The sequence below is a fragment of the Lysinibacillus sp. NPDC097279 genome, from assembly GCF_044761745.1.
Classification (GTDB): Bacteria; Bacillota; Bacilli; order Bacillales_A; family Planococcaceae; genus Lysinibacillus.
This window is the reverse complement of the sequence record NZ_JBIWDA010000008.1, coordinates 56,887-81,520: the sequence shown is the minus strand read 5'-3', so window position 1 is coordinate 81,520 and position 24,634 is coordinate 56,887. Positions and strand designations below refer to the sequence as shown.

Here is a 24,634-nt window from a genome sequence, read left to right as displayed (position 1 = left end):
CCCTTTCTTAATGCGTCTCTAATGTCGTTCTTTCTAATATGGCCCGCGCAAAATCTTCCGCAACACGTGTTGCAGCAGCTGTCATAATATCTAAATTCCCTGCATACGGAGGGAAATAATCTCCAGCACCTTCTACTTCTATAAAAATTGTTACAAGGTTGCCATCAAATAATGGCTCCTGTCTGAGACGATAGCCTGGCACATATGCCTTCACTTTCTCTACCATTGTATAAATAGAATCACGAATTGCCTTTTCTTTCATATTTTTCACTTCACAATAAATCGTATCTCGCATAAGGATAGGTGGTTCTGCAGGGTTTAAAATAATGAGCGCTTTTCCAGTATTTGCTCCACCTACTTCTTCGATTCCACGGCGCGTCGTAATTGTAAACTCGTCAATATTTTCCCTCGTCCCTGGTCCTGCACTTAAGCTTGAAATAGTCGCCACAATTTCCCCATATAGTACATCTGCAACTTGGTTGACCGCATAGACGATTGGAATCGTCGCCTGGCCACCACACGTAATCATATTGACATTGTGTAAATTGAGTAAGTTTTCCGTAGTCCCCACTGCTGGACAAAAGAACGGTCCTTTTGCTGCTGGGGTTAAATCAATCGCTAAAATCCCTAGCTCCTTCAATACTTTCGCATGGCGTACGTGAGCTTTCGCTGATGTAGCGTCAAACACGATAGTCGCCAGGTTAGGATTGGTAACGATAGCTTCGATGCCATTTGAATACGTCGCATACCCTTTCTCTGCGGCACGCTTCAAACCTTCTGATTGTGAATCTATCCCAATCATCGCCACAACTTCAATCACTTCACTGCGCTCTAATTTATAAAGCAAATCAGTGCCTATGTTTCCTGTGCCCAGTATAGCTGCTTTGATTTTGCCCATATCCTTGTCTCCTTTCACATTATTCAAAGTGAACTGTTACTGATCCGATGCCTCCAAATGTTGCTTCTATACTATCCCCAACATTTACTACAACTGCCGCAGATAAAGCGCCAGGTAAAATAAGCTCGCCTTTTTTAAGTGTAATGCCAAACTCATGTAATTTATTTGCCAACCAAGCAATAGCGTGTGCAGGGTGTCCCAGTGCAGCAGCCCCTGCCCCTGTCGCGAGTAGCTCTCCATTTTTGTAAAGTGCCATGCTTGCTGTCCGTAAATCAACTTCATTTACCTTCGCCTTTTCATATCCGACGATGACCTTTGCAGACGAGCCATTATCAGCTACTGTATCAATTAATTTAATGCGCCAATCCTCTACTCTGCTATCAATTACTTCAATTGTCGGCACGATATAGTCAGTAGCCATCATGACATCGAGAAAGGTTACATTCGGTCCTACTAAATCCTCTCCTAGTACGAAACCAATTTCCGCCTCAATTTTTGGGGAAAGCATGCTAGACACTTTTATAATAGCTTCATTTCCAAACACCATATCATCTAATATATGACCATAATCTGGCTCGTCTACATGGAGCATTTTTTGCATAGCTACGCTTGTTAAACCAACCTTTTTACCAACGACGTGTCGACCTTCGTCCAGCTTCATTTTTACTGTTTCAAGCTGTATTTCATAAGCATCCTTTTTGCTTAAACTTGCATCCGACTCTGTTAAAGGAACGATGCTTTGCATTGTTTTTTCAGCTGTTAGTAATTGTGTAGCATAATGCTTAATTTTCTCTGACACCACATTCACTCTCCTTAGTAAAACAAACAAAAGCGGTTGCTATACCAGCTTTTGTTTGTTTATGCATTCCTTATTTTTTCACGGTAATTGTTTTTGTTTCACTATAGAACTCAAAGCTATGACGACCGCCTTCGCGCCCAATACCACTAGCTTTCGCTCCACCAAATGGAGTTCTTAAATCCCGCACATACCAGCAATTCACCCATAATAAGCCCGCATGAATTTGGGCTGTCACACGCTGTCCTCTCCGTAAATCATTCGTCCATACTACCCCTGCTAATCCATAAATAGAATCGTTCGCTATCTGAATAGCTTCTTCTTCTGTTTTAAATGGAATAATGACAGGGACAGGACCAAATATTTCCTCTTGAGCAACGCGCATATGATTATTGACATCGTACAAAACAGTCGGCTCATAGAAGTTCCCTTCAGGTAATGAAGCGACAGCCTTACCACCGTAAGCTAGTTTCGCCCCTTCAGCTAGACCAATTTTCACATACTCATCTACGAGCTTTAAATGCCCCTTAGAAACTAAAGCACCCATATCTGTTGTCATATCGAGAGGGTTTCCGACTTTAATTTGTTTCACAGCTGCCACGAATTTATCTAAAAATTGATCATAAATACTTTCCTGCACTAAAATTCGGGAGCCTGCTAAGCAAATTTCTCCCTGATTGCGATAAATGGCTTCGATTGACCCTGCTACTGCTTCTTCTAAATCAGCATCTTCAAACACAATATTAGCTGATTTGCCACCAAGCTCTAACGAAACTGGAATTAAATTTTGAGCAGCATTACGCATAACCGTTTTTCCTGTATTTGATTCACCCACGAAGGAGATTCTCTTCACAGCAGGGTTTGTCGCCATTTCTGTTCCTACAATACCGCCTGGACCTGTCAAAATATTTAGCACCCCTGGAGGTAATCCCGCCTCATTCGCTATTTCTCCAAGCATGATGGCACTTAGCGGTGTATAAGAAGCAGGCTTGATGACAACGGTATTACCTACAGCAAGAGCAGCAGATGCCTTCCACGTCATTTGCATAAACGGCAAGTTCCACGGAATAATTAAGCTTGTCACACCGACTGGGGCATATTGCACATATGAGTAATGCTTGCTTTGATCATAATGCTCGTGCGTCATATATTTCGCCATCTCCGCGAAGAAACGGAAGTTAGCAGCCGCTCGAGGTATATCAAATTCTAGACTCTCCCGTATTGGCTTACCTACGTCTAACGTTTCGACATAGGCAAGTTTTTCAACATTCTTCATTATTAAATCAGCCATTTTGCATAAAATTCGGGAGCGTTCCTCAACAGGCATCTTGCTCCATACACCACTAGCAAATGTTTTATGTGCAACTTCTATTGCGCGCTTTGCATCTTCTTGACCGCCATTTGCTACTGATGCTAATATTTCATTTGTAGCGGGATTAATCGTATCGAAAGTTTCACCTGATAAGGCATCTACATAATGGCCACCAATGAATAGTTTGGCATCTTTTAAATATTTTCCTTCGATTACTTTTTCATTAATCAATGCCACTCCTCCTATTCTTCGATTTCAATAATCATCTCTATTTCGATTGCTGTATTATTAGGTAATTGAGCCATGCCAACAGCAGAGCGCCCGTGCTTACCCTTCTCTCCGAAAACCTTCCCAATTAAATCTGAGGCTCCGTTCATTACTTTAGGCTGCTCAATGAAATCCTCCGTGCAATTTACCATCCCTAATACTTTGACAAATTGCTTCACTTTACTTAATTCGCCTATTTCATGTTTCACTACACTGAGTAGGTTTAGCATCGATTGCTGAGCTGCTAAATAGCCTTCTTCTGTCGTCAAATCTCTCCCTAGCTTACCGTGGTACTGATCCACTCCCTGTCCTGCGGTAAATAAGAGATTGCCTGTCCTTACACAACCTACATAGTCTCCCCAAGCAGGACGTAAAGGTGGTAATTCAAGTCCTAGCTGTGCAAGTCTTTCCTCTGGTGTCATGATTCGATCTCTTCCTTTATCTCGATATTTAAAAAGGCTAGGGCATTTCTTCCTAAAATATCCCTTCTTTGTTCTTCTGAAAGATGAAGTGTCTCATCCACTATCTTCCCTGGTGGGATTTCCCTTAATAAGAAGGGATAGTCTGAGCCCATCACAATTTTGTCTACTCCAAATCGATCGATTAAATATTGAAGATTTAGCGGATCATAATTTAAAGAATCAAAATAGAAATTTTTCGCATAATAGCTCGGTGGTTTACTCGTTAAGCGTAGATGCGGCCATACTTTCCATCCTTGTTCTAAGCGAGGTAAAATATAAGGAAAAGAGCCGCCACCGTGTGCAAAACAAACTTTAAGTTTTGGGAATTTTTCGATAACTCCGCCGTTAATAAGACTAGCAGCAGCAAGCGCAGTTTCACTTGGCATTCCTACCGTGTACATAAAATTATGGCGTGGCATTCGGTCCTTCCCAAGCGTTTCCCACGGGTGAATAAATAAAGGCACTTCCCATTTCTCCGCCATTTCGAAAAATGCTGTAAAAGCTGGGTCGTCTAAATTTTTGCCATTAATATTCGTTCCAATTTCGATGCCTTTAAGACCTAGCTCATGTATGCAACGATCCATTTCACGAATAGCTACCTCTACATCTTGGAGTGGCACTGTGCCAAGACCGATGAATCGCTCCGGATATTGCTTCACCGTATTCGCAATAAAGTCGTTTTGAATACGAGCCATTTCCTCTGCCGCATGTGCCTCCGCCCAATAGGAAAACGTCACAGGAATCGGGGACAATACTTGTATATCCACCCCTTCAGCATCCATATCCTGTATGCGTTTTTCTGGGCTCCATACTTGGTCTGTCACTTCTCTAAACACTTTACCTGCTACCATAATATTCGCACCACACGTACATGTTTTTTCTAAAGTTGGCCAGCGCTCTCCGCCAAACTTCTCCACAAAGTTAGGAATATCCTCTGGAATAATATGAGTATGAAAATCTACTCGCATTGCCATAAACTCACTTCTTCAGACATTACATGACCGCAATTTTTACATGTGCGTAGCTCTAAACTACCATTGAATTCTTCGATTGCACCTTTCACTTGTGTTTCGATATCTGTTAATTGCACTGTTTTTTTGTGCATTTGTTGATCGCAGTTTTCACAGAACCATACGAAGTCCTCAAGCTCTCCTTCTGCCCGCTTCCTTTCTACGACAAGTCCATATGTGTCAGCAATTCGATGAGGAGAGTGCGGCACATTGGCTGGTAGCATGAACACTTCCCCTTCTTTAATTGTAATCACTTCACGCTTTCCTTCATTAATTACCTCAACGAAGCAATCGCCTTTAATTTGATAAAAGAACTCATCAGATGGATCGACATGGAAATCTCGACGGCGATTAGGTCCGCCCAAAATCATACAAATAAACTCCGAATCCTCCCATAGCACTTTATTGTTAACAGGTGGCTTTAAAGAATGCTTATTTTCTTCGATCCATTTTAATAGATTAAATGCTTGTAATGTTGCCATACGAAAACCACTCCTCTAAAATTTTATATTTATGTTTTTTTATGGATTTTAACACCGTGCTGAAATGTCTTACCGACTTCATACCATGATTGCCTACAGCTAAATAATCCCGCTTCCTGAGCTCTCTGTAGTATCTTCTACAATAACCGAAGATTTCGTGTTCGCCTTCTTCCAGAAGAAGTAACAAACTGTAATAAAGATTAACCAAGGGAACCCGAGTGTTAATGTAGCTTTAAAGTCTGGTGAGAACCATGTTGATAGTACAACAGACGTTAACAGGACTGCTCCGAAAATTGTTAAGTACGGATAACCAATCATTCTTACTGGTAATTTGCGCCCGTTCGTTTCATTCCATTTTTTACGGAAGAACAGGTGGGTAATAAAAATCATAAACCAAGCAAACATCGCACCAAAGCTAGAAAGTGAAATCATCGTTGCGAAAGCCGCATCTGGTCTGACAACTGTAAAAATTGTCGCAATGGCGATACCGATAACAGAAGCAAATAATGCAACTGAAGGTACGTTTTTACTATTTAATTTACCTAAAACTTTCGGCGCGTAGCCACCTCTTGATAAAGAAAACATCATACGTGTAGAAATATATAATTGACTATTCATCGCAGAAAGCGCTGCTATCAGTACGACGAAATTCATAATAGCTGCTGCTCCTGGGATATTCATAATTTCCATTACTTTTACGAATGGACTTTTATCGATTCCTGCCATCCCCCATGGCACAATCATCAGCATTAAAGAAAGTGTTAATAAGTAAAACAGCACAAGTCGAACAACGGCTGAACGAAGCGCGATTGGCACTGCTTTTTCAGGATCCTTTGCTTCACCAGCACTAACAGCAATCATTTCAATACTTAAATAACTGAACAACGATACAAATATAGCAATCCACATTCCCCATACCCCATTAGGGAAGAATCCACCATCATTTGTATAATTTTGAGTACCAATAGCTGCGCTACTATCCGCACCAACAATGACATATACTGCTAGAATAATAAATCCAACAATCGCAGCCACTTTAATGATTGAAAACCAATATTCAACAGCACCAAATAATTTGACCGTTGTTGCGTTGACATACATAAGCACTGCTGCAAACAAGACTATCCAAACCATGGCAGGCACGGTCGGAAACCAATACTTCATATAAACGGCTACAGCTGTAACCTCCGTCCCGATTGCACATACTAAACTAAACCAATACGAATAGCGTACCGTAAAACCAGCCCATGGATTAATATACTTCTCTGCATAGGCACCAAACGACCCTGTCACTGGATGAGCTACAGTCATTTCTGCTAAGCAGCCCATAAGTAATAATGCAATTAATGCACCGATTGTATAACTAATAATGACACTCGGTCCTGCCAAGCCAATTGCCAAGCCACTCCCTAAAAATAACCCTGTCCCGATTGCTCCACCAATAGCAATCATCGTCAGCTGACGTGTCGTTAAGCTCTGACTTAATCCCTTTTCTCTTTCAACGATATCTTGCAAACGATTGTCTTGTGACATACATTTCCCCCCTTTGATATTGTCGTTTAAGATACTACATTTCTTTCCTTCCCGTACTTTTCATATTGCTTTTCTGTCACGATTGCCTTTAATATTTCGACGGTTTCCCACACCTCCTCGAATGACGTATAAAAGGCGATTGGTGCGAGACGAATAATATTAGGCGGTCTAAAGTCTGGAATGACACCCTTATCAATTAAAGCTTTGCAAATTCGAACCGCCTCATCATGCTCTAAGCAAACATGCCCCCCTCGTCTATCATCTTCATTTGGATTGCCAATTGAAAAGCCAAGCTCAGTTAGCTCTTGGTCGATTAAGTCCATCATATATCGTGTAAGCTTTAATGATTTTTGACGAATATTTTCGATACCAGCCTCCGCAAACATTTCTAATGAGCCGATTATAGGAGCTAAGCTCAGCACGTGCGGTGTACCCATTTGAAATGCCCCTGCAGATTGTTCCACATCTAATGTATGTGCCATATCAAACTGTTTATCTTTTTTGGAGCTGTACCAACCAGCTAAGCCAGGATGAATGCCGAAATGTTTTTTATTCACATACAAGCCAGCGACTGAACCAGGACCACCGTTGAGATACTTATAGTTACACCATATAGCAAAATCAACATTCCACTCACTGAAGTAATGCGGAATTGCCCCAATGGAATGACAAGCATCAAAGCCAATGCAAATGCCTCTTGCTTGTGCTTCGGCAGTTAAGCGTTTTATATCTAGTAACTGACCGCTTCTGTAAAGGACAGTTGGCAGCAATATGAGCGCTATCTCATCTGTCATCGCCGCGATAATATCCTCTTCTAAAATTAGCTTGCCATCACGACTTTTCACACGTACTAAATGCTCATCTGGATCATAGCCTTTTAACTTTATTTGACTCTGTAGCGCATAAATATCTGATGGGAATGTTAATTCATCCGCTAAAATTTTTGTTCGTCGCCCTTCTGGTTTATAAAATGTTGCGACAGCTTGATGAATATTGGAAGTCGTAGAACCAGCAATAATGACTTCGTTTTTCTCTGCTCCGATTAGCGGTGCACACATTTCTCCGAGCTTCTCTGAAATGAAAAACCATGGATACTTACCAGTTGTCCACCCTTTAATCCCATATGCTTTCCACGATTCCATTAATTCACTGACATTTCTCTCTGCTCTTTTGGACATTAAGCCTAAGGAATTGCCATCCATGTAAATAACACCTGATTGTAAATAAAATTCATCGCGGTATGATCGAAATGAATCATTCGCATCATATTGTTTTGCATGCTCATTTTTGTAAACGCTTTCTCTAGTTCCCAAAATGCTCTCCCCCGTTTTTTAAATTTTCTGAATATGTTCATAGTCTAAAATAAAGTTGACATGGTGTCAATATTATTTCTACCAAATTTTTCAACGTTATTTGTAAAAATATTTCAAATGGTCTATGATTAAATGAAATAAATCATTGGATTATCAAGCAATCGCACGCTTATTATAAATAAAAAACAAGTCATAACTTGGAGGTCATTTTATGAGTGGAGAAACGAAGCAAATCGACGGAAGAAATATGCGCTCTATCGCAACGAAACAAAAATTATTGGATGCCGCGCGTGACGTTTTCTATGAATTTGGCTTTAAAAAAACTACTATCTCTCAAATTATTAAGAGAGCAGAAACTGGTTATGGAACAGCTTATGTACACTTCAAAGGAAAAGATGAGATTTTAATCGCACTCATGGAAACGGTCATGCAGGAATTTCTTGATATGGCACACACACCTTTCCTCCCTACTAGCAAAGAAGAAGCAAAAGAGCTTGTCTTAAAACAAGTCACTGCTTTTTTAACGATGGCAAAATCCAATAAAGAGATTATGAAAGTATTCGCAGAAGCGATTAGCCTTTCCCCTGCCGTGAATGAAAAGTGGGATGACATCCGAAAAACGAACATTCATTTTATTATCCGCGATATTACATATGCGCAAAGTCAAGGCTTAGTTCGATCAGATTTAAAAATCGATATCGTCGCACGCTCATGGTTTTTAATCAATGAAAACCACCAATGGGATCTCGTGCGTGATGATACGTCCGCCTCTATTGAGGATATCGCTTGGACGATTACAACGATGTATATCGATGGGTTATATAAATAAAAAAACTAGATCAAGAACTGACCTAGTTATGTGAGACACATATAAAACACCTCATTAGGCTGCTTGCTTCCCAAATTCTAGGGGAGTTAAGTAGCCTAATTTTTCTTCTATTCGTTTCTCATTATATTCTCCCATATATTCCACGACACGTAATCTCGTCACTTCATTATCACAACAATTCCCTCTGCGTGACCTACTAGCCTGACACCCATTTCCGAGCTCGAATTATTGCCTATAGGAGGATTGGAAACTAAAACTAAGCAAAGTCTAAATATTCAGAAAATAAAAGTTGACACCATGTCATATATAATTGTAGTATTTATTTAGTTCCGGAACAACTAAAGTACAATTTTTCAGCTTCAAATTATTTGTCACCTATCCAATCTACATGTCTTTAGGAAAATGCTCTTTCGCTTTAAAAAATTCATAGATTTCTAGGGGGATTGCGTTGATGAAAAAATTTAAGTCACATCCTTTACTGAGTCATTTAGCTTTTACCTTTCTTATGTTGGGCATTATTTTATTCTTGTCTTTAGGTACTGCCGCAGCGAACGATGAAGCTAAAAAAGAAGAAAAGCAGGAAGCACCGCGCACAGGTCTGAACAAAAATGCACCTGATGCACCACTGCCAACGGAAAAGGAAGGCACAACAAAGCTTTTACCAGGTGAACCAAAAGAGCCCGCGAATGACAGTTGGGGCTATGATGCAAAGACAGGGATTTTCACTCACCCAGCCGCAACACCAGATAATGAAGGTCCACAACCATTTGAAGGGAGTTTGCCTTATCTAGATCAAAATCAATATACAAAAAATATGAATGTAGAAGCATTCTATCCATACGTTATTGGTTGGGGGCATAGCTGGCAAGCTACTTTCGATCTAGACGGTCGTCGCTATTTATACGATCTTGAAACAGATATGTACAATGTATTCGATATTACAGATCCTAAAAACGCCAAGCGTATTGCCAATAAATTAATTGACACAGATAAGGGAGACAATCGCTTCGGTCCAATGACAGTAAAATACAATAAAAAGTTGGACAAAACCATTGCCGTTCAATGTTACGAAGTACCACGTTATGGTGTTCTATCGAATAAGTATGAATACCCTGAGCAAGTTAAGGCTATTAAAGAAAAAGAAATGCTGCGTGGATTCCGTATTTTTGAAGTGACAAGCCCATTATTTTCAGACTGGGAGCTGCTATCTGAAACACCTTTAGATGCGAAAGCAAATGCAAGTGACCTTGTACAAGAAGGCTCTGGCTGTCAAGACGTACCTGTCTATGATGGTGGAGATTATTTATTTGTTGCAGGTGCACCTGATGATTCCTTCAGCAATACAGAGTATAAAAGCTATTTATACTCAGGTGCACAAATGGCCTTTGATATTTCAGATCCATCTAATCCGAAACGTCTTTCAACTTGGTGGGTGCCAGGTCAACGTGTAGGTGAAGAAGCAGCCTATAACAAAAACCCCCGTGCTGGCAACAAAACAACATGGATGGGCGCTCGCATGCCGCTATTCATTCCGACACCTGTAGAAAAAGGTGGCAAATACGGCTATGCAGCAATGGGTGGCTTTGGGTTTTATATTGTCGACATATCCGATCCAGCAAATATGAAAACGGTTTCACATATTGACATGCCAATGAGTGTTAGCGGTACTGAAGGGGATAATATTGACGTTTCCAAAGTCGAAAGCACAGGCATTGTTTACTATAGCGGCTATCCACTTAGCGAAGATTGCCATGAGCCTTATAAGGATATTTACGCAATCGATGTCAACGATCCGCTTAAGCCTAAAATCATTAGTACGTTAAAACGCCCGACACCACCAGAGTCAGCACCTTTCACAGACTTTTGCCAACGTCGCGGCAGCTTTGGACCGAAGCGTAGTGGCTATGCAACTATTAATCCAGGTGTTCCGAGCGAACAATATATCCCTTACGCCTTCTACAATGCAGGTGTCCAAATTTTTGACGTAACTAACCCAACAGAATCAACAATCGAAGCATACTTTGTGCCGAAGATGTCTGGAGAAATTCCAAATGAAGATGGCACAACTACGACAAGCGATCATTCTAATCCAGTACACGGCATTTTCGTCGAATGGGACCGAAATTTAATTTGGGCATTTTCCAACCATGGCATGTACGCCCTATCTACACCTTTACTAGGTGACCCGATCATCGGTTTACCGAAGCCCGTAGAGGAGAAAAAATAAACGCAAAAAAGTAAAAAGCAAACTAAAAAAACCGAACGACTATTGAAGAGTCGTTCGGTTTTTTTAGTATTTGGCGTGCAATGCTCAGAAGTGCATTGTTCCACATCCCTTCAAAGTGAAAAGATGTAGCAAAACAAAGGCTTCCAGAGCGTTGGACACGTAAGACACGCAATTGGTCGGCGCATCAACAAGTAATATTAAACCAAATGGGCGCTTATCCATAGATTACATACATACACGTCTATTACTTTATTTGTCGATGCTTCAAATCTAAACATATAAAACTTCAAATATTTTATTGCTTTGCTGGAACGAATCCATTTTCCACTGCCTCTTCCTCAGTACAAAACATTTCTTCCGCTACTGTATTGTCATAATCACGTTGACCAGGCATGTGGTATATTTTATTTCCTTTTGCATTAATATTTCCTTTAATTACACAACTATTATTATTAGCCTTCGTAGATTCGCCATTATTTGTTGCAGCATCATCTTTCTGATCTTTTGTTGCAGCATAATAGGCTTCTTTATCATAACCGCGATTTGTTACATAGTCCTCCACTGACCAAATACCAAGGGCTGACTGTTGGGCGGTTTTTTGAATGGATTTAAACCAATCGACATGCTTCGTATTTGGAGCATAGATATAAGCTACACGTGCTAAGCCATTTTTCAATAACTGTTCTTGAACACTAATACCATCTTTAGTATAAATATATGCTAGTAATCTTTTATATTTATCTCGATAGGACACATCGAATTCTAAGTAAACCGTATCTTGACCAGCTAATAATTGCTTTGTAAATTCTTTCGCCTCAGGTCCGTACGGTTGGACGCCTAATGTCTCATGATTCGTTTCAGGCGTATCCACAAGTAAAAAACGAACTTTTTCAGAGCTGCCATTATATTTAATTCTTATCGTATCACCGTCAATGACACTTTCTAGCTCAAATTCTTCAAATTTACTGACATCATGCTTTTCAGCAGTGTCCTTTGTGGCAGTGACAATTCCTTGTATATCTTCAGTTTTTATACTTTCTGTGCTAGATTCTTCTTCCGTACATCCACTAATAAGCAATGTTAAAAAGAACAATGCAAAAAATAACTTTTTCAAATTCAAATCCTACTTCCTTCTATTTTGCTTAACAAAAATCCTCAGTTCGATACAAAACTGACGATGTCAAAATTCATCTAAATATTAAATACAACACAACTGCAAATATAATCGTTCCGCTAGTAATTAACGTCTTAATATCTTTGTCACTCATTTTTAGTACCTCTCTTCTTACCTTCAGTATATTTAATACTATTATCAATAAAGTCGACGAATAGCACAATGATTTTGATTTGTTTTCTTCTGCTAAATTTGTTAAGAAAACTTACAGTAATACTCCATTGTTCGACTTTAGTCGACCAATCTACCCGCGTGCTTTATGCTAGACAATCGTAAGCTATGCCTTAGCAAAAATCAACTTCCTATGCAAAAAAGACTGTAGATAAACTCGGTCATGTTCGAGTTTATTTACAGTCTAGTCCTGCTTACAATAATGGAGAAATCAATTGCATTGATGTGCCATTAAATATTAAATTTCATTATGTGGTTTTGGTTTTGGGCCAAGTTCTTCTGGCTCAATATCTGCAAATGTTTCGCCTTCCTCTTCTAAGTCACGCATACGGTGCGCAATACGTGAGGCTGCCGAAGCTGCAATACTGCCAACTAAATCATCTAAAAATGTATTAACATGCTGTCCTGGCTCTGTGTCGAGTTTTTTTATGATACCGATTTTTTGTTTATCTAAATGTCCAAATGTTGTTACAGCAATACTTCCATATGTAAACACAGACCCCAGCGCAATTGTTTCATCTACTCCGAATAATCCTTCATCAGATTCGATAATTTGTTGAAGAGGTGATGATAATAGCCCTTTTTCAGCTAGCTCATCTAGCTCTATTCCAACTAATAGTGCATGCTGGACTTCACGTTTACGCAATACACGTTCAACCGAATGAATACAATGCTCTAATGTTAAACCTACATTGTAGGATTTTTGCATTTCATAAACAATTTCAGCAATGTCCTCTAATTTTACACCACGACGAATTAGTGCAGCTTGAGCCGCTTTCGCCACTTCTTCTGAATGTACGCGAATACTTTTATCGTGCATAACTAACCCTCATTTCAGTTTTTTTGCTAGTATTACGCTAGCCCAACCTATTATACCTTTACTTTCGTAATATGGTACAATTTTGTCACAAACACATGAAGGAGTGTCATCATTGGATAAGGGAACTGTACAAGATTTAAAATTCTATAGTGAAGCATTACAGGAGGAATTAGAGCTATATATTTATGTCCCTGCTAATTATTCTCCACTATACAAATATAATATTTTAATCGCATCAGACGGTAAAGACTATTTCCAACTAGGAGGTATTACAAAACTAGCCGATGAACTTATCGATGACTATGAAATCGAGAATTTAATCATTGCATTCGTTCCATATAAAGATATTAAAGATCGCCGACATAAATATATTCCAAGTGGCGAACAACATGAAGCCTATTTGCGATTTTTAGCACATGAACTTGTGCCTTATTTGGATGCTGAATATGCAACATACCAAATGGGTATGAGTCGCGCGGTTATTGGTGATTCTATGGCTGCAACCGCTTCCTTAATGGCTGCTTTAAAGTATCCAAGCATCTTTGGTAAAGTTATTTTACAATCACCTTATGTTGATGAAGATGTACTGAAAGCTGTTGAACAATTCAAAGATCCAGGGGCTATTTCTATTTATCATATCGTAGGCAAAAACGAAGATAAAGTTGTAACAATGGATAAAACTGTTAAAGATTTTTTAACTCCAAATCGTCGGTTGCATAATCTTATGTTAAGCAAAGGCTTTTCTACATTTTATGAAGAGTTCGATGGTAATCATACATGGAAATATTGGAAACCTGATTTAAGACGTGCATTAATCGAAAATTTCAATTAATGTAGGGCGATTCAAATTACGTATTTTGAATTTTCTGTTATACTTAGATAGAAAAATTGTTTATTTACGGGAGGTAATGGACTATGAAGTACGGAATTGTGGCATTTCCATCAAAAAAATTGCAAGATTTAGCGAACACGTATCGCAAGCGTTACGATCCGCATTATGCAAAGATTACACCGCATATGACGTTAAAGGACAGCTTTGATGCAACGGAAGAGGATATTCAATCTATCGTGAAGCAATTAGATGACATTGCTGCCAATCAAGCACCTTTAAGCATTCATGCATCACGCATTAGTTCGTTTTTCCCAACAACAAATGCGATTTATTTCCGCATCGAACCAACTGAACAATTACAAGCATTCCATCGTGTGATTGAAGAAAAAATTCCATTTGGGGATTCTAAACATGTATTTGTTCCACACATTACAATTGCACAGAAAATGACTGATTCAGAGCATGATGACATTTTTGGCCAACTCCGTATGACAGGGGTTGATGAAAAAGATAGTATTGATCGTATTCATCTTTTATATCAATTGGAAGATGGGTCATGGACAACATATGAAACATTCCGATTGACTGGAGCTGAATAATTTTTGTATAACGTTAAGATTGTTGAAACAGAGAAAGAGCATGATGATGCATTTGCAGTTCGAAAAAAGGTTTTTGTAGAGGAACAAGGTGTTCCACTTCATTTAGAATGTGATGCGCAAGATAAAACTGCAACACATTTCATTATGTATGAGGGCGATGAACCAGTTGGTGCTGCTCGTCTCCGTAGCATTGAAGACCAAACTGCAAAAATTGAACGCGTTTGTATTTTACAAAGTCAACGTGGCAAAAAACTTGGGGCTTTAATAATGAAGGAAATGGAAAAATACGCGATTTCCATTGACCAAAAGAAATTAAAACTCCATGCGCAGAGCTACGCTGTTCCCTTTTATGAAAAGCTTGGCTATACGGTAACATCACCTGAATTTATGGATGCAGGTATACCACATCGTGCAATGGAAAAAAAGATTTAATTAATAGGTGTTACGATATGCAAAGCATAGTCGTAACACCCTTTTTTATTTCTTAGAAAATCGCTTTCTACTAATTAAGTAGCTATTTAAGCTCTTTCATATTCAAATGGTGCTAGCTTTGAAGTATTACTTCATCATTTTAGCAAGCTTTTCGAAATCTAGTGAAGCACCATCTTGAATAATGGAGTTTACGATTTTATCTTCTAGCTCTTGTGTGATTTGTCTATTAGACACTTTGCCCACACGACGTACAATTTTTCTTACTTGTTTTTCATTGGTAAAATCCGCATGTTGAATTGCATTTGCTAATGCAAAGATTTCATCCATTGAAACGCCTGTCTTTTGTTCAATCGAATTAAAAAACGAGCGATGCATGTTCCCCCTCCTATCAATTCCACCTCAACATCATTGTCGTTAATGTTTGGAAGCAAACGCATAGCACTTGCCCAAAATCTATGACAACTGTTGGAGGCTTTAACCTAATTTAGTAAGCTATTTATATACTCACAGAAATAAAGTTAAAGCCTAAAATACTCAAAAACTTTTTAGAAAACACTAGTAGCTAGTAAATTAGTTTACAAAAGTTGCACCAACAATAATAAGAAGAATGAATAGGACAACTATTAGAACAAATGTTGAGCCATAGCCACTATTGTTGTTATTACCTCCACAATAATTATTGTTCCAGCTATTCATCCCTGCATAAGGTTGTGCACACCAGCCCTGATATCCCATAAAAGCACCCCTCCCTTCTACAACCTATAATATGTAAAGTTGCAGATAAGAGAGGGGTATTCGTCTAGTCAATATTCCCTTTTGGTTTAAAAATTAATGCTCCAATAAAGCCAAAAACAATAGCAGCGCTGATTCCTGAGCTTGTTACTTCAAACATTCCCGTTAATACGCCTACTAATCCATGTTTTTCTGCTTCAGCCATTGCTCCATGTGTTAAGGAGTTACCAAATGACGTAATTGGTACTGTAGCACCAGCACCCGCTAAATGTATTAGCGGCTCGTATAACCCCATTCCATCTAAAATGGCACCAACGACAACTAACGTACTTAATGTATGTGCTGGTGTCAATTTACCAACATCCATTAATAATTGACCGATTACACAGATAATGCCTCCTACTATAAATGCAAAAATAAATGTCGTAACCATGCTATTGCCTCATTTCATTGTAATTTCTATTGCATGTGCCGTACATGGAATTGTTTCTTTTTGTTGGAATGAAAGTGGAGATAGTAGCGCACCTGTCGCTACAAGAAGCACACGTTTATATGTGCCTGCTCGGAGTTCTTGAATAACATAACTAAAAAAAACAGCCGCTGAACAGCCTGCTCCACTTGCCCCAGATTGAAATGCTTCATCTTGACCGTAAAATTCTGCTCCAGCATCGCGTAAAAGTGTTAGCTCTTCATTTTTTATGCCACTCTCAACAAGCATCCCTTTAAGAAGTTTTAAGCCAAGCTGTCCTAAATCACCCGTTAAAATTAAATCATAATGATAAATTTCTTGCTTTCGGTCCTCAAGATGTGCCTTGATTGTTTGAAAGGCAGCAGGTGCCATTGCAGCGCCCATATGGAACGGATCATCCATTCCATAATCAATCACTTTTCCAACTGTCGCCGCTTCAATACATGGAGCGTCTTCTTGATGTTTGCCAATAAGTGCATACCCAGCAGCGGTTACTGTCCACTGCGCCGTTTGAGGTTTTTGTGCCCCGTAATTGATAGGATAGCGAAATTGGCGTTCTACCGCATTGTGCTGACTTGATGCACCAGCAATTGAAAAATTTGCGGCTCCAATCTCTGTTAAAAGGCTAGCTACAATAACAGAAGAAACCGAGGTAGCGCAAGCTGAAAATAGTCCGATAAATGGAATGGCTAATTCCCTTGCAGCAAAATTTGTAGGTGTCATTTGATTAACTAAATCGCCACCTAACAAAAAATCGACTTCCCCAGTTGAAATGCCACCTTTTTTCATTACAATTTCACTGGCTTCTTCAATCATTTTTCGATGGCCTTGTTCATTTGTTTCCATTTGCCAGCGCTCATCGTCGTAAATCGTATCGAAATATTGTTTAAACGTACTACGGTCCTCTAACGGCCCTGCCACCACACCACCAGCTAACAGTGATGGTTTGGATGGAAAAATGATTACCATGAGACCACCCCTATCGTTACAAGAATGTACTTAATAAGTGCTACAAAAAATGCAGATACTACTCCAAATAAAACAACCGATCCAGCTAATTTGAATAAGTTACCGCCAACACCAAGTACTAGACCTTCTGATTTATGTTCAATTGCAGCCGATATAACAGCGTTACCAAAACCTGTAACTGGCACTGCTGAACCCGCTCCAGCGAATTGACCAATTTTTTTGTATAAACCTAAGCCAGTTAAAATCATTGCAAAAAACACCATTGTGGCAACGGTAGGATTCCCTGCTGTTGCTTCTGTGAAATTAAAGAAAACGATATAAAAAAGAGAAACTGCCTGTCCGATTGTACAAATAAGGCCTCCTACTAAAAATGCTTTTACAGCATTTTTTAAGTAAGGTGGAGTCGGTGTTATATTTTGCTCAAGTTGTTGATATTGCTCTTTTTCCATTATGTTTCCTCCTTTGCAAGCTTTGTTAGCTCCGTTATTTTTTTGCTTAGTTTATTATCTTCAAGTTGATCCTTTTTTATTTTATTTGCTTCATAAAATATTTTATAATCAGCTGAAACGAAAATTTCTTTGTTAGGGTATTTTTCATCCAACTTCTTTTGTAGTTTTTTCTCTAATTTAGTCTTATTCCATTTTTTTATTGGTTTAATTTGTACGGCAACAAGCATTTTATCGTCATATTGAATAACCGTTGATTTTTCAACAAATTTTTCTTCTTTTAATAACGATTCCAGCTCTTCCTCATTTTGAGGAGAACCATAAACAATAAATTTTTCTTTTTCCGTGCATCCAATAAGCAATGTCATACAAACTAATAGAGGCAACATCATTCTTAATAACCTCAAGTTATTTACCCTCCTTTTCTTCACAGTTTCTCCACACAGAAAAAAACTATTCATTTGAATAAGTAAACGAAAGCCCGAGTCCATTTTTTAAAAGTACATATTGTAGAAGTATTAGAAAGAAAGGAGGTGACGATATGGGTTGTGGTAAACCAACAAATCCTATTGGACCTATCCAATCAGCAGGCTGCGTATGTGACGTAGTTCGTGCAATTCTAGATATTCAAAATCAAGCGGTGCGAGATGAGTGTTCTCCATGTACAGCAAACTGTTTCTTAGAACCACTAGGCGGGATTGTAAGTCCTGCACGTTCAGCAGCAGACACACGCGTATTCATGTTAATTACAAAAGACGGTACTCCATTTAAAGCATTCTTTAGCTCTCCATCAGCAGATCCTTGTAAATGTACATCAGTATTTTTCCGTGTCGAAGATATGTTTGATGAATGCTGTGCTACTTTACGTGTTTTAGAACCTTTATGTACTTATGATTCTACTGAAAGCACAGTTGACTTATTAAGTCGTGATGGCTGCTGCGTTAATATGAAGAAAATTTGTAAAGTAGATGATTGGAACTCCACTGATAGCTGTATTACTGTGGATCTATCTTGTTTCTGCGCTGTACAATGTATCGCTGATGTTGACTTAGGGATTTGTGATTAAGTCTTTCTCCTTTGACACACTACACATAAAAAAAAGTGTACAGCATCCTCTGCTGTACACTTTTTTTATAATGTTGGCAAATTTTTTCCTCGCCATAATATTTGTTCGATATCTTCAAAGTAAATAATTTCTTGTGTATTAAATTCCCTCGACGTCAACATAAGCGAATCCTCTTGCATATCAGAAGCAGTTCCGCTCAATTTTCTACCATCTTTTAAACTAATTAATAATGGCTGGTAGGCCTTTTGACGAAATGGTTTTTCCAAAAATTGCAACTGTTTAATTAAATACTCATTAATTTGTTCTTCTTTTACTTGTATTTCTACTTTTTCTTCCTTTTGTTTTAACAGCGCTTCTTCTTCACTCGACTCGCTTGCATATTGATCCCTTACATACACAGACGTACTTTCATCCAAATCAAGTTCATGTAGCATTTTGGAAATGTTTAAGAAATAAGTTGGTGATTTTATATATAGGCGTGGCTCTCGCTCCACAATTATCACTTCCCTTTTTTCCCTACAATATGCAAAAACGAAGAAATTGGTTCTTAGCCTATTTGACTTAAAAACATTGTCGCTAGTCCTAAATAAATTAAAATACTTGTAATATCGTTTAACGTAGTAATAAACGGACCCGATGCAACAGCAGGGTCAATTTTCATGCGGTGCATTAATAATGGGATAAATGATCCAGCAAGAGTAGCCACTAAAATGGAACCACAAATAGCTGCCCCTACAAGCATGCCTAAAATTAATTCATTTTTCCATATATATACAATACCAATAACGATAATACCACAAACAATACCAGTCAGAATTCCCGTACCAGCCTCTCGAAGTAGCAGTTTCATCTTGCTATGTTCTTCGACATCACCAGTAGCAATACCTCGAATGGCAACAGCCAACGCTTGTGTCCCACTATTCCCCGAAGTACCAGAGATAAGTGGAATAAAGACAGCTAGTAGTGCAACTTTATCGAGGGTATCTTCAAATTGGCCCATTAAATTTGCTGTTAGCATGCCTAAAAATAATAATACGACAAGCCATGGCAATCGTTTTTTCGCTGCTTGCCAAGGACTTGTATCAAATTTATCCATATCTGAAATACCCGCTAATTTAGAGTAATCCTCAGATGCTTCTTCATCAATAACATCGATAATATCATCGACTGTAATAATCCCCAAAAGTTCACCTTTATCATCAATAACAGGTGTCGCCAAGAAATTATAATCTTTCATAATTTGTGCTACTTCTTCTTGGTCATCCCCAACATGGACCATTACAACACGTTCATTCATAATGGAGCGTATAAGTGTATCTTCGTCAGCAATAATTAAATCACGAAGAGAAATAACACCTGTAAGTCGATGCGCCTCATCCACAACGAAAATATAATAAATCGTTTCGGCATTCGGTGCCTCTTTACGTAATATCGCCATTGCCGAACGAACTGTAGAATTTTCAGGAATGGCCACGTATTCCGTTGTCATAATAGAACCAGCTGTATATTCATCATAGCTTAAAAGCTCATTAATCTCTCCAGCTGTTTCTTCATCCATCATGCCTAAGTAGCTTTCTCGTTGCTGAGTATCTAGTTCATTTAAGACGTCTGCGGCATCATCGGCATACATATGAGACAGCATTTCCGCACCATAGGCGGGATCCATCTCTGCTAAATATGCTTTATATTCATCATCATCTAATTCGATTGCCTCAAAAATGTCAGCCATTTCCGTCGGAGACAAGTACGAATAGATGATCTTTCGTATATCAGGCTCCACCTTTTCATAAAACGTTGCCTGATCATATGGATGAAGTTCTAAAAACTCATCACGGAATGCGGTAATATCATTGGTCTCGAGCATACCTCGTAAATGTGCTTCGTCAAATTGCACATCATCCTTTTCATTTCTTTCCTCTATCATGCTTGTCCCCTCCTTCCGAGCGTTGAATTCATTTCATTTTACATACGTTGATGTAAATCTACCTTTTATATAATAGTGTGCATGTACTATTTGTGCAAACTCTTTTTTTAGGTAGCAACAACTTTCTACTATACTATACCCTACAATTGCTTATTTTTCTGTTAACATGCTATTAAGATAATTTTTTTTAGTAAAAATGATAAGGAGATGCCCGTTTTTGCGAACACCTCCTCAATTATTTAATATTTGTAGCATATCATCCTTCAGCGGACTAGAGAAATAATGTTGCTCTTTTGTTAAAGGGTGCTGTAAACATAACGATACGCAATGTAACGCTTGCCGATCTATTAAATCGCGACTCCCTCCATATAAATCATCACCAACGAGCGGATGCCCCAAATAACTCATATGCACACGAATTTGGTGTGTTCGTCCTGTATGCAACTTTAAGCGGATATGCGTCATCGGCTCACCTTGAACAGAAAAACGCTGTAATACAGTTACATCTGTATGTGCATATTGTCCATCTTGTCGTACCTCACGCTCAATAATACTTGTTTCTTTGCGTCCAATAGGCGCTATGATAGACTGGCGATTTTGTGTTAAATGTCCATGTACAATTGCTTCATATTCCCGTGATACTTCACCAAAGCGTTGGGCTAAACCCATTAGATGATGAATATGCGCATGTTTTGCAATGCATAACAAGCCAGATGTATCCCGATCAAGTCTTGTCACAATATGAACGGTAGAAGCTAAATTCTGTTGTTCGAAATAGCCGCAAACATCATTCGCAATACTTTTTGTTGGATGCTCCCGAGATGGAATAGTACTTTGATGTGCTGGTTTATCGAGTACTAACAGCGCATCATCCTCATAAATAACAGCAAGCTCGCCATATTCAATGGCAAGCCCATCACTTTTCTCTTCTGGTGGGAATTTTACTTCTACTTGATCGCCTATACGGAGAGGGTAACGTACATTTTGTTCGTTACCATTCACCATCAATAAGCCCCCTTCAAATTTAATAGCTGTTAAGGCTCGTTTGGATATTTGCCATTCTGCTAAAGCTTCACGCAATAATTGGCCATCCTTCTCAGCTAGAAACTGAAGCGTAAATCGTCTATCGCTATTATTCATTGGCAACAAATGACTCATGCACACGTTCCCAGAATGGAAAAGGTCTAAAGCGAGCAAAGCGGACTCTTTCATTGGCGACATTAAAAGCAATGGATTTTACATCACCTTGTGTAACTTGAATATGATCAACTGTCATATTAAAGTTTTGCTCATTGACAGGGCGTAACACACAGTGATGATGTGCTGGTAATATCAATGGCGAGCCAACTGTACGGAAAACACGATTATTTATAGAGGCTATTTCAGTAATTTGAAGTGCCGCTAATGTTGGATGAATAATCGCTCCTCCAAGTGCTTTGTTATAGGCTGTACTACCTGAAGGTGTGGAAACACAAAGGCCGTCGCCACGGAAACGCTCAAATTGATTGCCGTTTAATTCTACATCCATTACGAGCGTAACATCTGGTGATTTCACTGTCGCTTCATTTAACGCCAAATAAGTATTTGAATCTGTATTATGATGCTCCACTTTTACTTCCAGTAATGGATACTCCACAACATTAAAGTCCTTCTTGGCAATAGATAACACCAATTTCTCTAATTCCGAAGGCTTCCAATCTGCATAAAATCCTAAATGACCTGTATGAATACCGACAAATGCTACCTGATCTAGCAAATGTGAGTAGCGATGGAAGGCGTGTAATAATGTTCCGTCTCCGCCTATTGATACAACAATTTCAGGCGTCTCTTCATCATAGGTTAATCCAAAATCTTGTAAATATGTTTTTGCTAGCTCCATTAATTCATTTGATTGTGCATCTCTACGTGATTGAATGGAAAATTTCATTGTGAGTCACGCTCCTTCTCTGATAGTAAACTAGGATTCGATGCCTCTTTAAATTCACTAAAATAGGCCTGCGCTTCTTGAATTTCACTGCGAATCGATGACATTTCTTCATCCAACCGAAAGGCGGCCTCAGCAGCACTTTGCAGACGATTCTTTATTTCCTCTGGAAACATGCCTTTATATTTGTAATTTAGTGAATGTTCTATTGATGCCCAAAAATTCATAGCTAATGTACGAATTTGAATCTCAGCTAGCACTACCTTTTTTCCTTGTATGGTTTCAACGGGGTATTCTACAATCATATGATGTGATCGGTAACCACTTGGTTTACTATGGGTGATATAGTCACGCTCTTCAACAACACGCATATCCTTCCGCTGTCGAATTAGCTCTGTCACCGTCGAAATATCATCTACAAATTGGCACATAATACGAACACCTGCAATATCGCCAAGCTCGTCGCCAAGTTGCTTCGAAGGTTCAAAGGCTAGTCCTTTTTCTAACGTTTTATCGTAAATGCTTGCCAGTGGCTTTACTCGTCCAGTGACAAATTCAATTGGTGAATTTGCATTGACAATGCCAAACTGGGAACGCATACCTTTTAATTTTATTTTTAACTCATCTACTGCTTGTTTATAAGGACTTAAAAAAATCTCCCATTGTCCCATCGCTAAAACCTCCCGACATTCGGTATCGAACAATCGCAATACCGTCTGTTCGTTTTGTCTCTTTATTCAGCGAGAACTGCCTTGAAGTGTTGTTCCACTGCCTGAACAAATTCTGCTCCGTAATTGTAATTTCCTTCAATATTATACACGAGCATTTCCAATTCATCGTAAAAATTTGTAAGTTCAATGACTTCCTCATCTATTTTTAACATTGGGTTTTGTTTAGCTTGTAAAATATGTACAAGATTCTCCCAACTAGTCAATGGAAAACGCAAATAATGATAGTCCTCTCCTGCATCTAGTAAATAAATAAAAGCAAAATCATCTGAGTCTGCAATTAATTGAGCAGCAGGCTTTAACTGTAAATTTTTATTATTGTCGTTTAAACTAAAATGAGGTTGCTGGTTTTCAAAATAAAATGATTCTATTGTATATATTTTACGCACATGTGGGTCCCCTTTTCGTCGTTCTCTTCCTCTTATTTTAGCATATGGGGTAAATAGTTGCAGTGTGTAATTGCAAAACTACAAGCAAACGCTTGTTAAAAATCAATTACCTCTTAGTGACATTATTTTCGAGCGTACTTGAAAGAGGTGACCTCCACTTTAACAAGTGTATATTTGGAGAAATTCTGCATAAACAAGGTAAAAACTAATAATAAAGGGTGAGTATAGATGGCACAACAACTTGAAATTGAATTTAAAAATGTGTTAACCAAACAACAATATAAACAATTACTAGAGGATTTCCAAATCAAAGAAAATGCTATTCATCGTCAAACAAATCATTATTTCGACACGCCTTCCAATGCTATTCGCAAATTGCAAAGTGGACTACGAATTCGAATAATAGACACTTATTACGAATGTACATTAAAAGAAAAATCTTCAAAACATGCCCATTTAGAGACGACAGACGTTTTAACTGCAGCGCATGCTGAAAAAATGCTTTCAGGTCAAGGCTTTTATGCAGCTGAAGTTGCAAAAAGACTGGCGCTACACAATATACAACTAGAGCAATTAGCTGTGTTCGGTTCCCTTACAACGGATCGTGTCGAAATCCCTTATAAAGACGGACTTCTTGTATTTGATCATTCTTTCTATTTGCAGTGTGACGATTATGAGGTAGAATATGAATCAAAAGATGAAATAAAAGGAAATGCAATCTTCGACGAATTTCTACAGCAATATGGTATAGAAAAACAAATTGCTGAAAAAAAAATCGCCCGATTTATGAAAGCACTTCAATCAATTAAGCAACAATAAATAAAGCAACTA

29 protein-coding genes are annotated in these 24,634 nt (G+C 38.6%); 7 read left to right on the top strand and 22 right to left on the bottom strand.

Translation table 11 applies throughout. From position 1 onward, the window contains the following. Positions 1-7 precede the first annotated feature (7 nt). The 8 genes from ACIQ1H_RS21095 to kynU form a co-directional block, all read right to left on the bottom strand. Positions 8-898 (bottom strand): acetaldehyde dehydrogenase (acetylating), encoded by an 891-nt coding sequence (locus ACIQ1H_RS21095; RefSeq protein WP_402891676.1) that lies wholly within the window; start codon positions 896-898, stop codon positions 8-10. A gap of 19 nt (positions 899-917) precedes the next feature. Continuing rightward, positions 918-1,643: a 2-keto-4-pentenoate hydratase gene (locus ACIQ1H_RS21090; protein ID WP_402891784.1), complete on the bottom strand. Its 726-nt coding sequence runs from the start codon at positions 1,641-1,643 to the stop codon at positions 918-920. A 124-nt stretch (positions 1,644-1,767) separates the two neighbouring features. Further along, positions 1,768-3,237, bottom strand: a complete 1,470-nt coding sequence (locus tag ACIQ1H_RS21085; protein WP_402891673.1) for an aldehyde dehydrogenase — start codon at positions 3,235-3,237, stop codon at positions 1,768-1,770. Between the two features lie 11 nt (positions 3,238-3,248). After that, positions 3,249-3,695 (bottom strand): RidA family protein, encoded by a 447-nt coding sequence (locus tag ACIQ1H_RS21080; RefSeq protein ID WP_139859705.1) that lies wholly within the window; start codon positions 3,693-3,695, stop codon positions 3,249-3,251. Further along, positions 3,692-4,702 carry an amidohydrolase family protein gene (locus ACIQ1H_RS21075; protein WP_402891781.1) on the bottom strand — a complete coding sequence of 337 codons (1,011 nt, stop codon included), beginning with the start codon at positions 4,700-4,702 and terminating at the stop codon, positions 3,692-3,694. The genes ACIQ1H_RS21080 and ACIQ1H_RS21075 overlap by 4 nt, the downstream gene beginning before the upstream one ends. Further along, on the bottom strand, positions 4,693-5,226 hold the full coding sequence (locus ACIQ1H_RS21070) for a 3-hydroxyanthranilate 3,4-dioxygenase (RefSeq protein ID WP_139859707.1): 534 nt from the start codon (positions 5,224-5,226) through the stop codon (positions 4,693-4,695). Before ACIQ1H_RS21070 ends, ACIQ1H_RS21075 begins: the two co-directional genes overlap by 10 nt. A gap of 99 nt (positions 5,227-5,325) precedes the next feature. Beyond that, on the bottom strand, positions 5,326-6,759 hold the full coding sequence (locus ACIQ1H_RS21065) for an amino acid permease (RefSeq protein ID WP_402891671.1): 1,434 nt from the start codon (positions 6,757-6,759) through the stop codon (positions 5,326-5,328). A gap of 26 nt (positions 6,760-6,785) precedes the next feature. Continuing rightward, positions 6,786-8,072, bottom strand: coding sequence for a kynureninase (gene kynU, locus ACIQ1H_RS21060; protein ID WP_402891669.1), 1,287 nt, complete (start codon positions 8,070-8,072; stop codon positions 6,786-6,788). Between the two features lie 211 nt (positions 8,073-8,283). Here kynU and ACIQ1H_RS21055 point away from each other — a divergent pair, with 211 nt between their 5' ends. Continuing rightward, positions 8,284-8,901, top strand: a complete 618-nt coding sequence (locus tag ACIQ1H_RS21055; protein WP_402891666.1) for a TetR/AcrR family transcriptional regulator — start codon at positions 8,284-8,286, stop codon at positions 8,899-8,901. Positions 8,902-9,352: 451 nt separating this feature from the next. Then, positions 9,353-11,128, top strand: coding sequence for an LVIVD repeat-containing protein (locus ACIQ1H_RS21045; protein ID WP_402891663.1), 1,776 nt, complete (start codon positions 9,353-9,355; stop codon positions 11,126-11,128). A gap of 295 nt (positions 11,129-11,423) precedes the next feature. On the opposite strand, the gene ACIQ1H_RS21040 is transcribed toward ACIQ1H_RS21045, so the two are convergent. Continuing rightward, the gene (locus tag ACIQ1H_RS21040) at positions 11,424-12,242 is read right to left on the bottom strand and encodes a thermonuclease family protein (protein WP_402891660.1); all 819 of its coding nucleotides are present in this window, start codon (positions 12,240-12,242) and stop codon (positions 11,424-11,426) included. A 469-nt stretch (positions 12,243-12,711) separates the two neighbouring features. Continuing rightward, entirely contained in the window at positions 12,712-13,293 is a 582-nt protein-coding gene (locus tag ACIQ1H_RS21035; protein WP_139860170.1) for a phosphatidylglycerophosphatase A family protein, read from the bottom strand. Between the two features lie 112 nt (positions 13,294-13,405). Between ACIQ1H_RS21035 and ACIQ1H_RS21030 the strand changes: the two genes are divergently transcribed. From ACIQ1H_RS21030 to ACIQ1H_RS21020, 3 genes are all read left to right on the top strand, one after another. Then, on the top strand, positions 13,406-14,125 hold the full coding sequence (locus tag ACIQ1H_RS21030; protein WP_139860172.1) for an alpha/beta hydrolase: 720 nt from the start codon (positions 13,406-13,408) through the stop codon (positions 14,123-14,125). Positions 14,126-14,208: 83 nt separating this feature from the next. Then, on the top strand, positions 14,209-14,724 hold the full coding sequence (locus ACIQ1H_RS21025) for a YjcG family protein (protein ID WP_173478065.1): 516 nt from the start codon (positions 14,209-14,211) through the stop codon (positions 14,722-14,724). Positions 14,725-14,727: 3 nt separating this feature from the next. Continuing rightward, positions 14,728-15,156: a GNAT family N-acetyltransferase gene (locus ACIQ1H_RS21020; RefSeq protein ID WP_173478066.1), complete on the top strand. Its 429-nt coding sequence runs from the start codon at positions 14,728-14,730 to the stop codon at positions 15,154-15,156. Between the two features lie 126 nt (positions 15,157-15,282). Here ACIQ1H_RS21020 and ACIQ1H_RS21015 read toward each other — a convergent pair whose 3' ends face one another. The 6 genes from ACIQ1H_RS21015 to ACIQ1H_RS20990 all read right to left on the bottom strand — a co-directional run bounded on the left by ACIQ1H_RS21015 (position 15,283) and on the right by ACIQ1H_RS20990 (position 18,179). Next, positions 15,283-15,531, bottom strand: coding sequence for a stage VI sporulation protein F (locus ACIQ1H_RS21015; protein ID WP_173478067.1), 249 nt, complete (start codon positions 15,529-15,531; stop codon positions 15,283-15,285). 195 nt (positions 15,532-15,726) lie between these two features. After that, positions 15,727-15,852 carry a YjcZ family sporulation protein gene (locus ACIQ1H_RS21010; protein ID WP_173478133.1) on the bottom strand — a complete coding sequence of 42 codons (126 nt, stop codon included), beginning with the start codon at positions 15,850-15,852 and terminating at the stop codon, positions 15,727-15,729. Positions 15,853-15,955: 103 nt separating this feature from the next. Further along, a complete protein-coding gene (spoVAE, locus tag ACIQ1H_RS21005) occupies positions 15,956-16,321 on the bottom strand; it encodes a stage V sporulation protein AE (protein ID WP_173478068.1) in 366 nt (121 codons plus the stop codon). A gap of 9 nt (positions 16,322-16,330) precedes the next feature. Then, a complete protein-coding gene (locus ACIQ1H_RS21000; protein ID WP_173478069.1) occupies positions 16,331-17,326 on the bottom strand; it encodes a stage V sporulation protein AD in 996 nt (331 codons plus the stop codon). After that, a complete protein-coding gene (gene spoVAC / locus ACIQ1H_RS20995) occupies positions 17,320-17,775 on the bottom strand; it encodes a stage V sporulation protein AC (RefSeq protein ID WP_173478070.1) in 456 nt (151 codons plus the stop codon). The genes ACIQ1H_RS21000 and spoVAC overlap by 7 nt, the downstream gene beginning before the upstream one ends. Further along, complete coding sequence (locus ACIQ1H_RS20990; RefSeq protein WP_402891651.1) at positions 17,775-18,179, bottom strand: YhcN/YlaJ family sporulation lipoprotein; 405 nt, start codon at positions 18,177-18,179, stop codon at positions 17,775-17,777. Before ACIQ1H_RS20990 ends, spoVAC begins: the two co-directional genes overlap by 1 nt. Positions 18,180-18,313: 134 nt before the next feature. On the opposite strand from ACIQ1H_RS20990, the gene ACIQ1H_RS20985 reads away from it, so the two are divergent. Further along, on the top strand, positions 18,314-18,838 hold the full coding sequence (locus ACIQ1H_RS20985) for a CotY/CotZ family spore coat protein (protein ID WP_173478071.1): 525 nt from the start codon (positions 18,314-18,316) through the stop codon (positions 18,836-18,838). A gap of 65 nt (positions 18,839-18,903) precedes the next feature. On the opposite strand, the gene ACIQ1H_RS20980 is transcribed toward ACIQ1H_RS20985, so the two are convergent. From ACIQ1H_RS20980 to ACIQ1H_RS20955, 6 genes are all read right to left on the bottom strand, one after another. Then, on the bottom strand, positions 18,904-19,332 hold the full coding sequence (locus ACIQ1H_RS20980; protein ID WP_402891648.1) for a hypothetical protein: 429 nt from the start codon (positions 19,330-19,332) through the stop codon (positions 18,904-18,906). A gap of 53 nt (positions 19,333-19,385) precedes the next feature. Continuing rightward, on the bottom strand, positions 19,386-20,762 hold the full coding sequence (gene mgtE / locus ACIQ1H_RS20975; protein WP_173478073.1) for a magnesium transporter: 1,377 nt from the start codon (positions 20,760-20,762) through the stop codon (positions 19,386-19,388). Between the two features lie 231 nt (positions 20,763-20,993). After that, positions 20,994-21,920 (bottom strand): RluA family pseudouridine synthase, encoded by a 927-nt coding sequence (locus ACIQ1H_RS20970; protein ID WP_402891644.1) that lies wholly within the window; start codon positions 21,918-21,920, stop codon positions 20,994-20,996. Beyond that, positions 21,895-22,689 carry an NAD kinase gene (locus ACIQ1H_RS20965; RefSeq protein ID WP_173478075.1) on the bottom strand — a complete coding sequence of 265 codons (795 nt, stop codon included), beginning with the start codon at positions 22,687-22,689 and terminating at the stop codon, positions 21,895-21,897. Before ACIQ1H_RS20965 ends, ACIQ1H_RS20970 begins: the two co-directional genes overlap by 26 nt. Next, a complete protein-coding gene (yjbM, locus tag ACIQ1H_RS20960) occupies positions 22,686-23,357 on the bottom strand; it encodes a GTP diphosphokinase (RefSeq protein ID WP_173478076.1) in 672 nt (223 codons plus the stop codon). Before yjbM ends, ACIQ1H_RS20965 begins: the two co-directional genes overlap by 4 nt. A gap of 62 nt (positions 23,358-23,419) precedes the next feature. After that, positions 23,420-23,803, bottom strand: coding sequence for a UPF0738 family protein (locus tag ACIQ1H_RS20955; RefSeq protein ID WP_173478077.1), 384 nt, complete (start codon positions 23,801-23,803; stop codon positions 23,420-23,422). Positions 23,804-24,031: 228 nt separating this feature from the next. Between ACIQ1H_RS20955 and ACIQ1H_RS20950 the strand changes: the two genes are divergently transcribed. Beyond that, positions 24,032-24,622: a CYTH domain-containing protein gene (locus ACIQ1H_RS20950; RefSeq protein ID WP_402891640.1), complete on the top strand. Its 591-nt coding sequence runs from the start codon at positions 24,032-24,034 to the stop codon at positions 24,620-24,622. Positions 24,623-24,634: the final 12 nt, after the last annotated feature.

Coding starts and splice junctions, on each gene's coding strand:
- ACIQ1H_RS21070 (WP_139859707.1), bottom strand. CDS start 5,226: ATGGCAACATTACAAGCATTTAATCTATTAAAATGGATCGAAGAAAAT.
- ACIQ1H_RS21055 (WP_402891666.1), top strand. CDS start 8,284: ATGAGTGGAGAAACGAAGCAAATCGACGGAAGAAATATGCGCTCTATC.
- ACIQ1H_RS21095 (WP_402891676.1), bottom strand. CDS start 898: ATGGGCAAAATCAAAGCAGCTATACTGGGCACAGGAAACATAGGCACT.
- mgtE (WP_173478073.1), bottom strand. CDS start 20,762: ATGATAGAGGAAAGAAATGAAAAGGATGATGTGCAATTTGACGAAGCA.
- ACIQ1H_RS21065 (WP_402891671.1), bottom strand. CDS start 6,759: ATGTCACAAGACAATCGTTTGCAAGATATCGTTGAAAGAGAAAAGGGA.
- ACIQ1H_RS21045 (WP_402891663.1), top strand. CDS start 9,353: ATGAAAAAATTTAAGTCACATCCTTTACTGAGTCATTTAGCTTTTACC.
- ACIQ1H_RS20970 (WP_402891644.1), bottom strand. CDS start 21,920: ATGAGTCATTTGTTGCCAATGAATAATAGCGATAGACGATTTACGCTT.
- ACIQ1H_RS21025 (WP_173478065.1), top strand. CDS start 14,209: ATGAAGTACGGAATTGTGGCATTTCCATCAAAAAAATTGCAAGATTTA.
- ACIQ1H_RS21075 (WP_402891781.1), bottom strand. CDS start 4,702: ATGCGAGTAGATTTTCATACTCATATTATTCCAGAGGATATTCCTAAC.
- ACIQ1H_RS21080 (WP_139859705.1), bottom strand. CDS start 3,695: ATGACACCAGAGGAAAGACTTGCACAGCTAGGACTTGAATTACCACCT.
- ACIQ1H_RS21015 (WP_173478067.1), bottom strand. CDS start 15,531: ATGCATCGCTCGTTTTTTAATTCGATTGAACAAAAGACAGGCGTTTCA.
- ACIQ1H_RS21000 (WP_173478069.1), bottom strand. CDS start 17,326: ATGGTAATCATTTTTCCATCCAAACCATCACTGTTAGCTGGTGGTGTG.
- ACIQ1H_RS21090 (WP_402891784.1), bottom strand. CDS start 1,643: ATGCAAAGCATCGTTCCTTTAACAGAGTCGGATGCAAGTTTAAGCAAA.
- ACIQ1H_RS21010 (WP_173478133.1), bottom strand. CDS start 15,852: ATGAATAGCTGGAACAATAATTATTGTGGAGGTAATAACAACAATAGT.
- spoVAE (WP_173478068.1), bottom strand. CDS start 16,321: ATGGTTACGACATTTATTTTTGCATTTATAGTAGGAGGCATTATCTGT.
- spoVAC (WP_173478070.1), bottom strand. CDS start 17,775: ATGGAAAAAGAGCAATATCAACAACTTGAGCAAAATATAACACCGACT.
- yjbM (WP_173478076.1), bottom strand. CDS start 23,357: ATGGGACAATGGGAGATTTTTTTAAGTCCTTATAAACAAGCAGTAGAT.
- ACIQ1H_RS20950 (WP_402891640.1), top strand. CDS start 24,032: ATGGCACAACAACTTGAAATTGAATTTAAAAATGTGTTAACCAAACAA.
- ACIQ1H_RS21035 (WP_139860170.1), bottom strand. CDS start 13,293: ATGCACGATAAAAGTATTCGCGTACATTCAGAAGAAGTGGCGAAAGCG.
- ACIQ1H_RS20965 (WP_173478075.1), bottom strand. CDS start 22,689: ATGAAATTTTCCATTCAATCACGTAGAGATGCACAATCAAATGAATTA.
- ACIQ1H_RS20985 (WP_173478071.1), top strand. CDS start 18,314: ATGGGTTGTGGTAAACCAACAAATCCTATTGGACCTATCCAATCAGCA.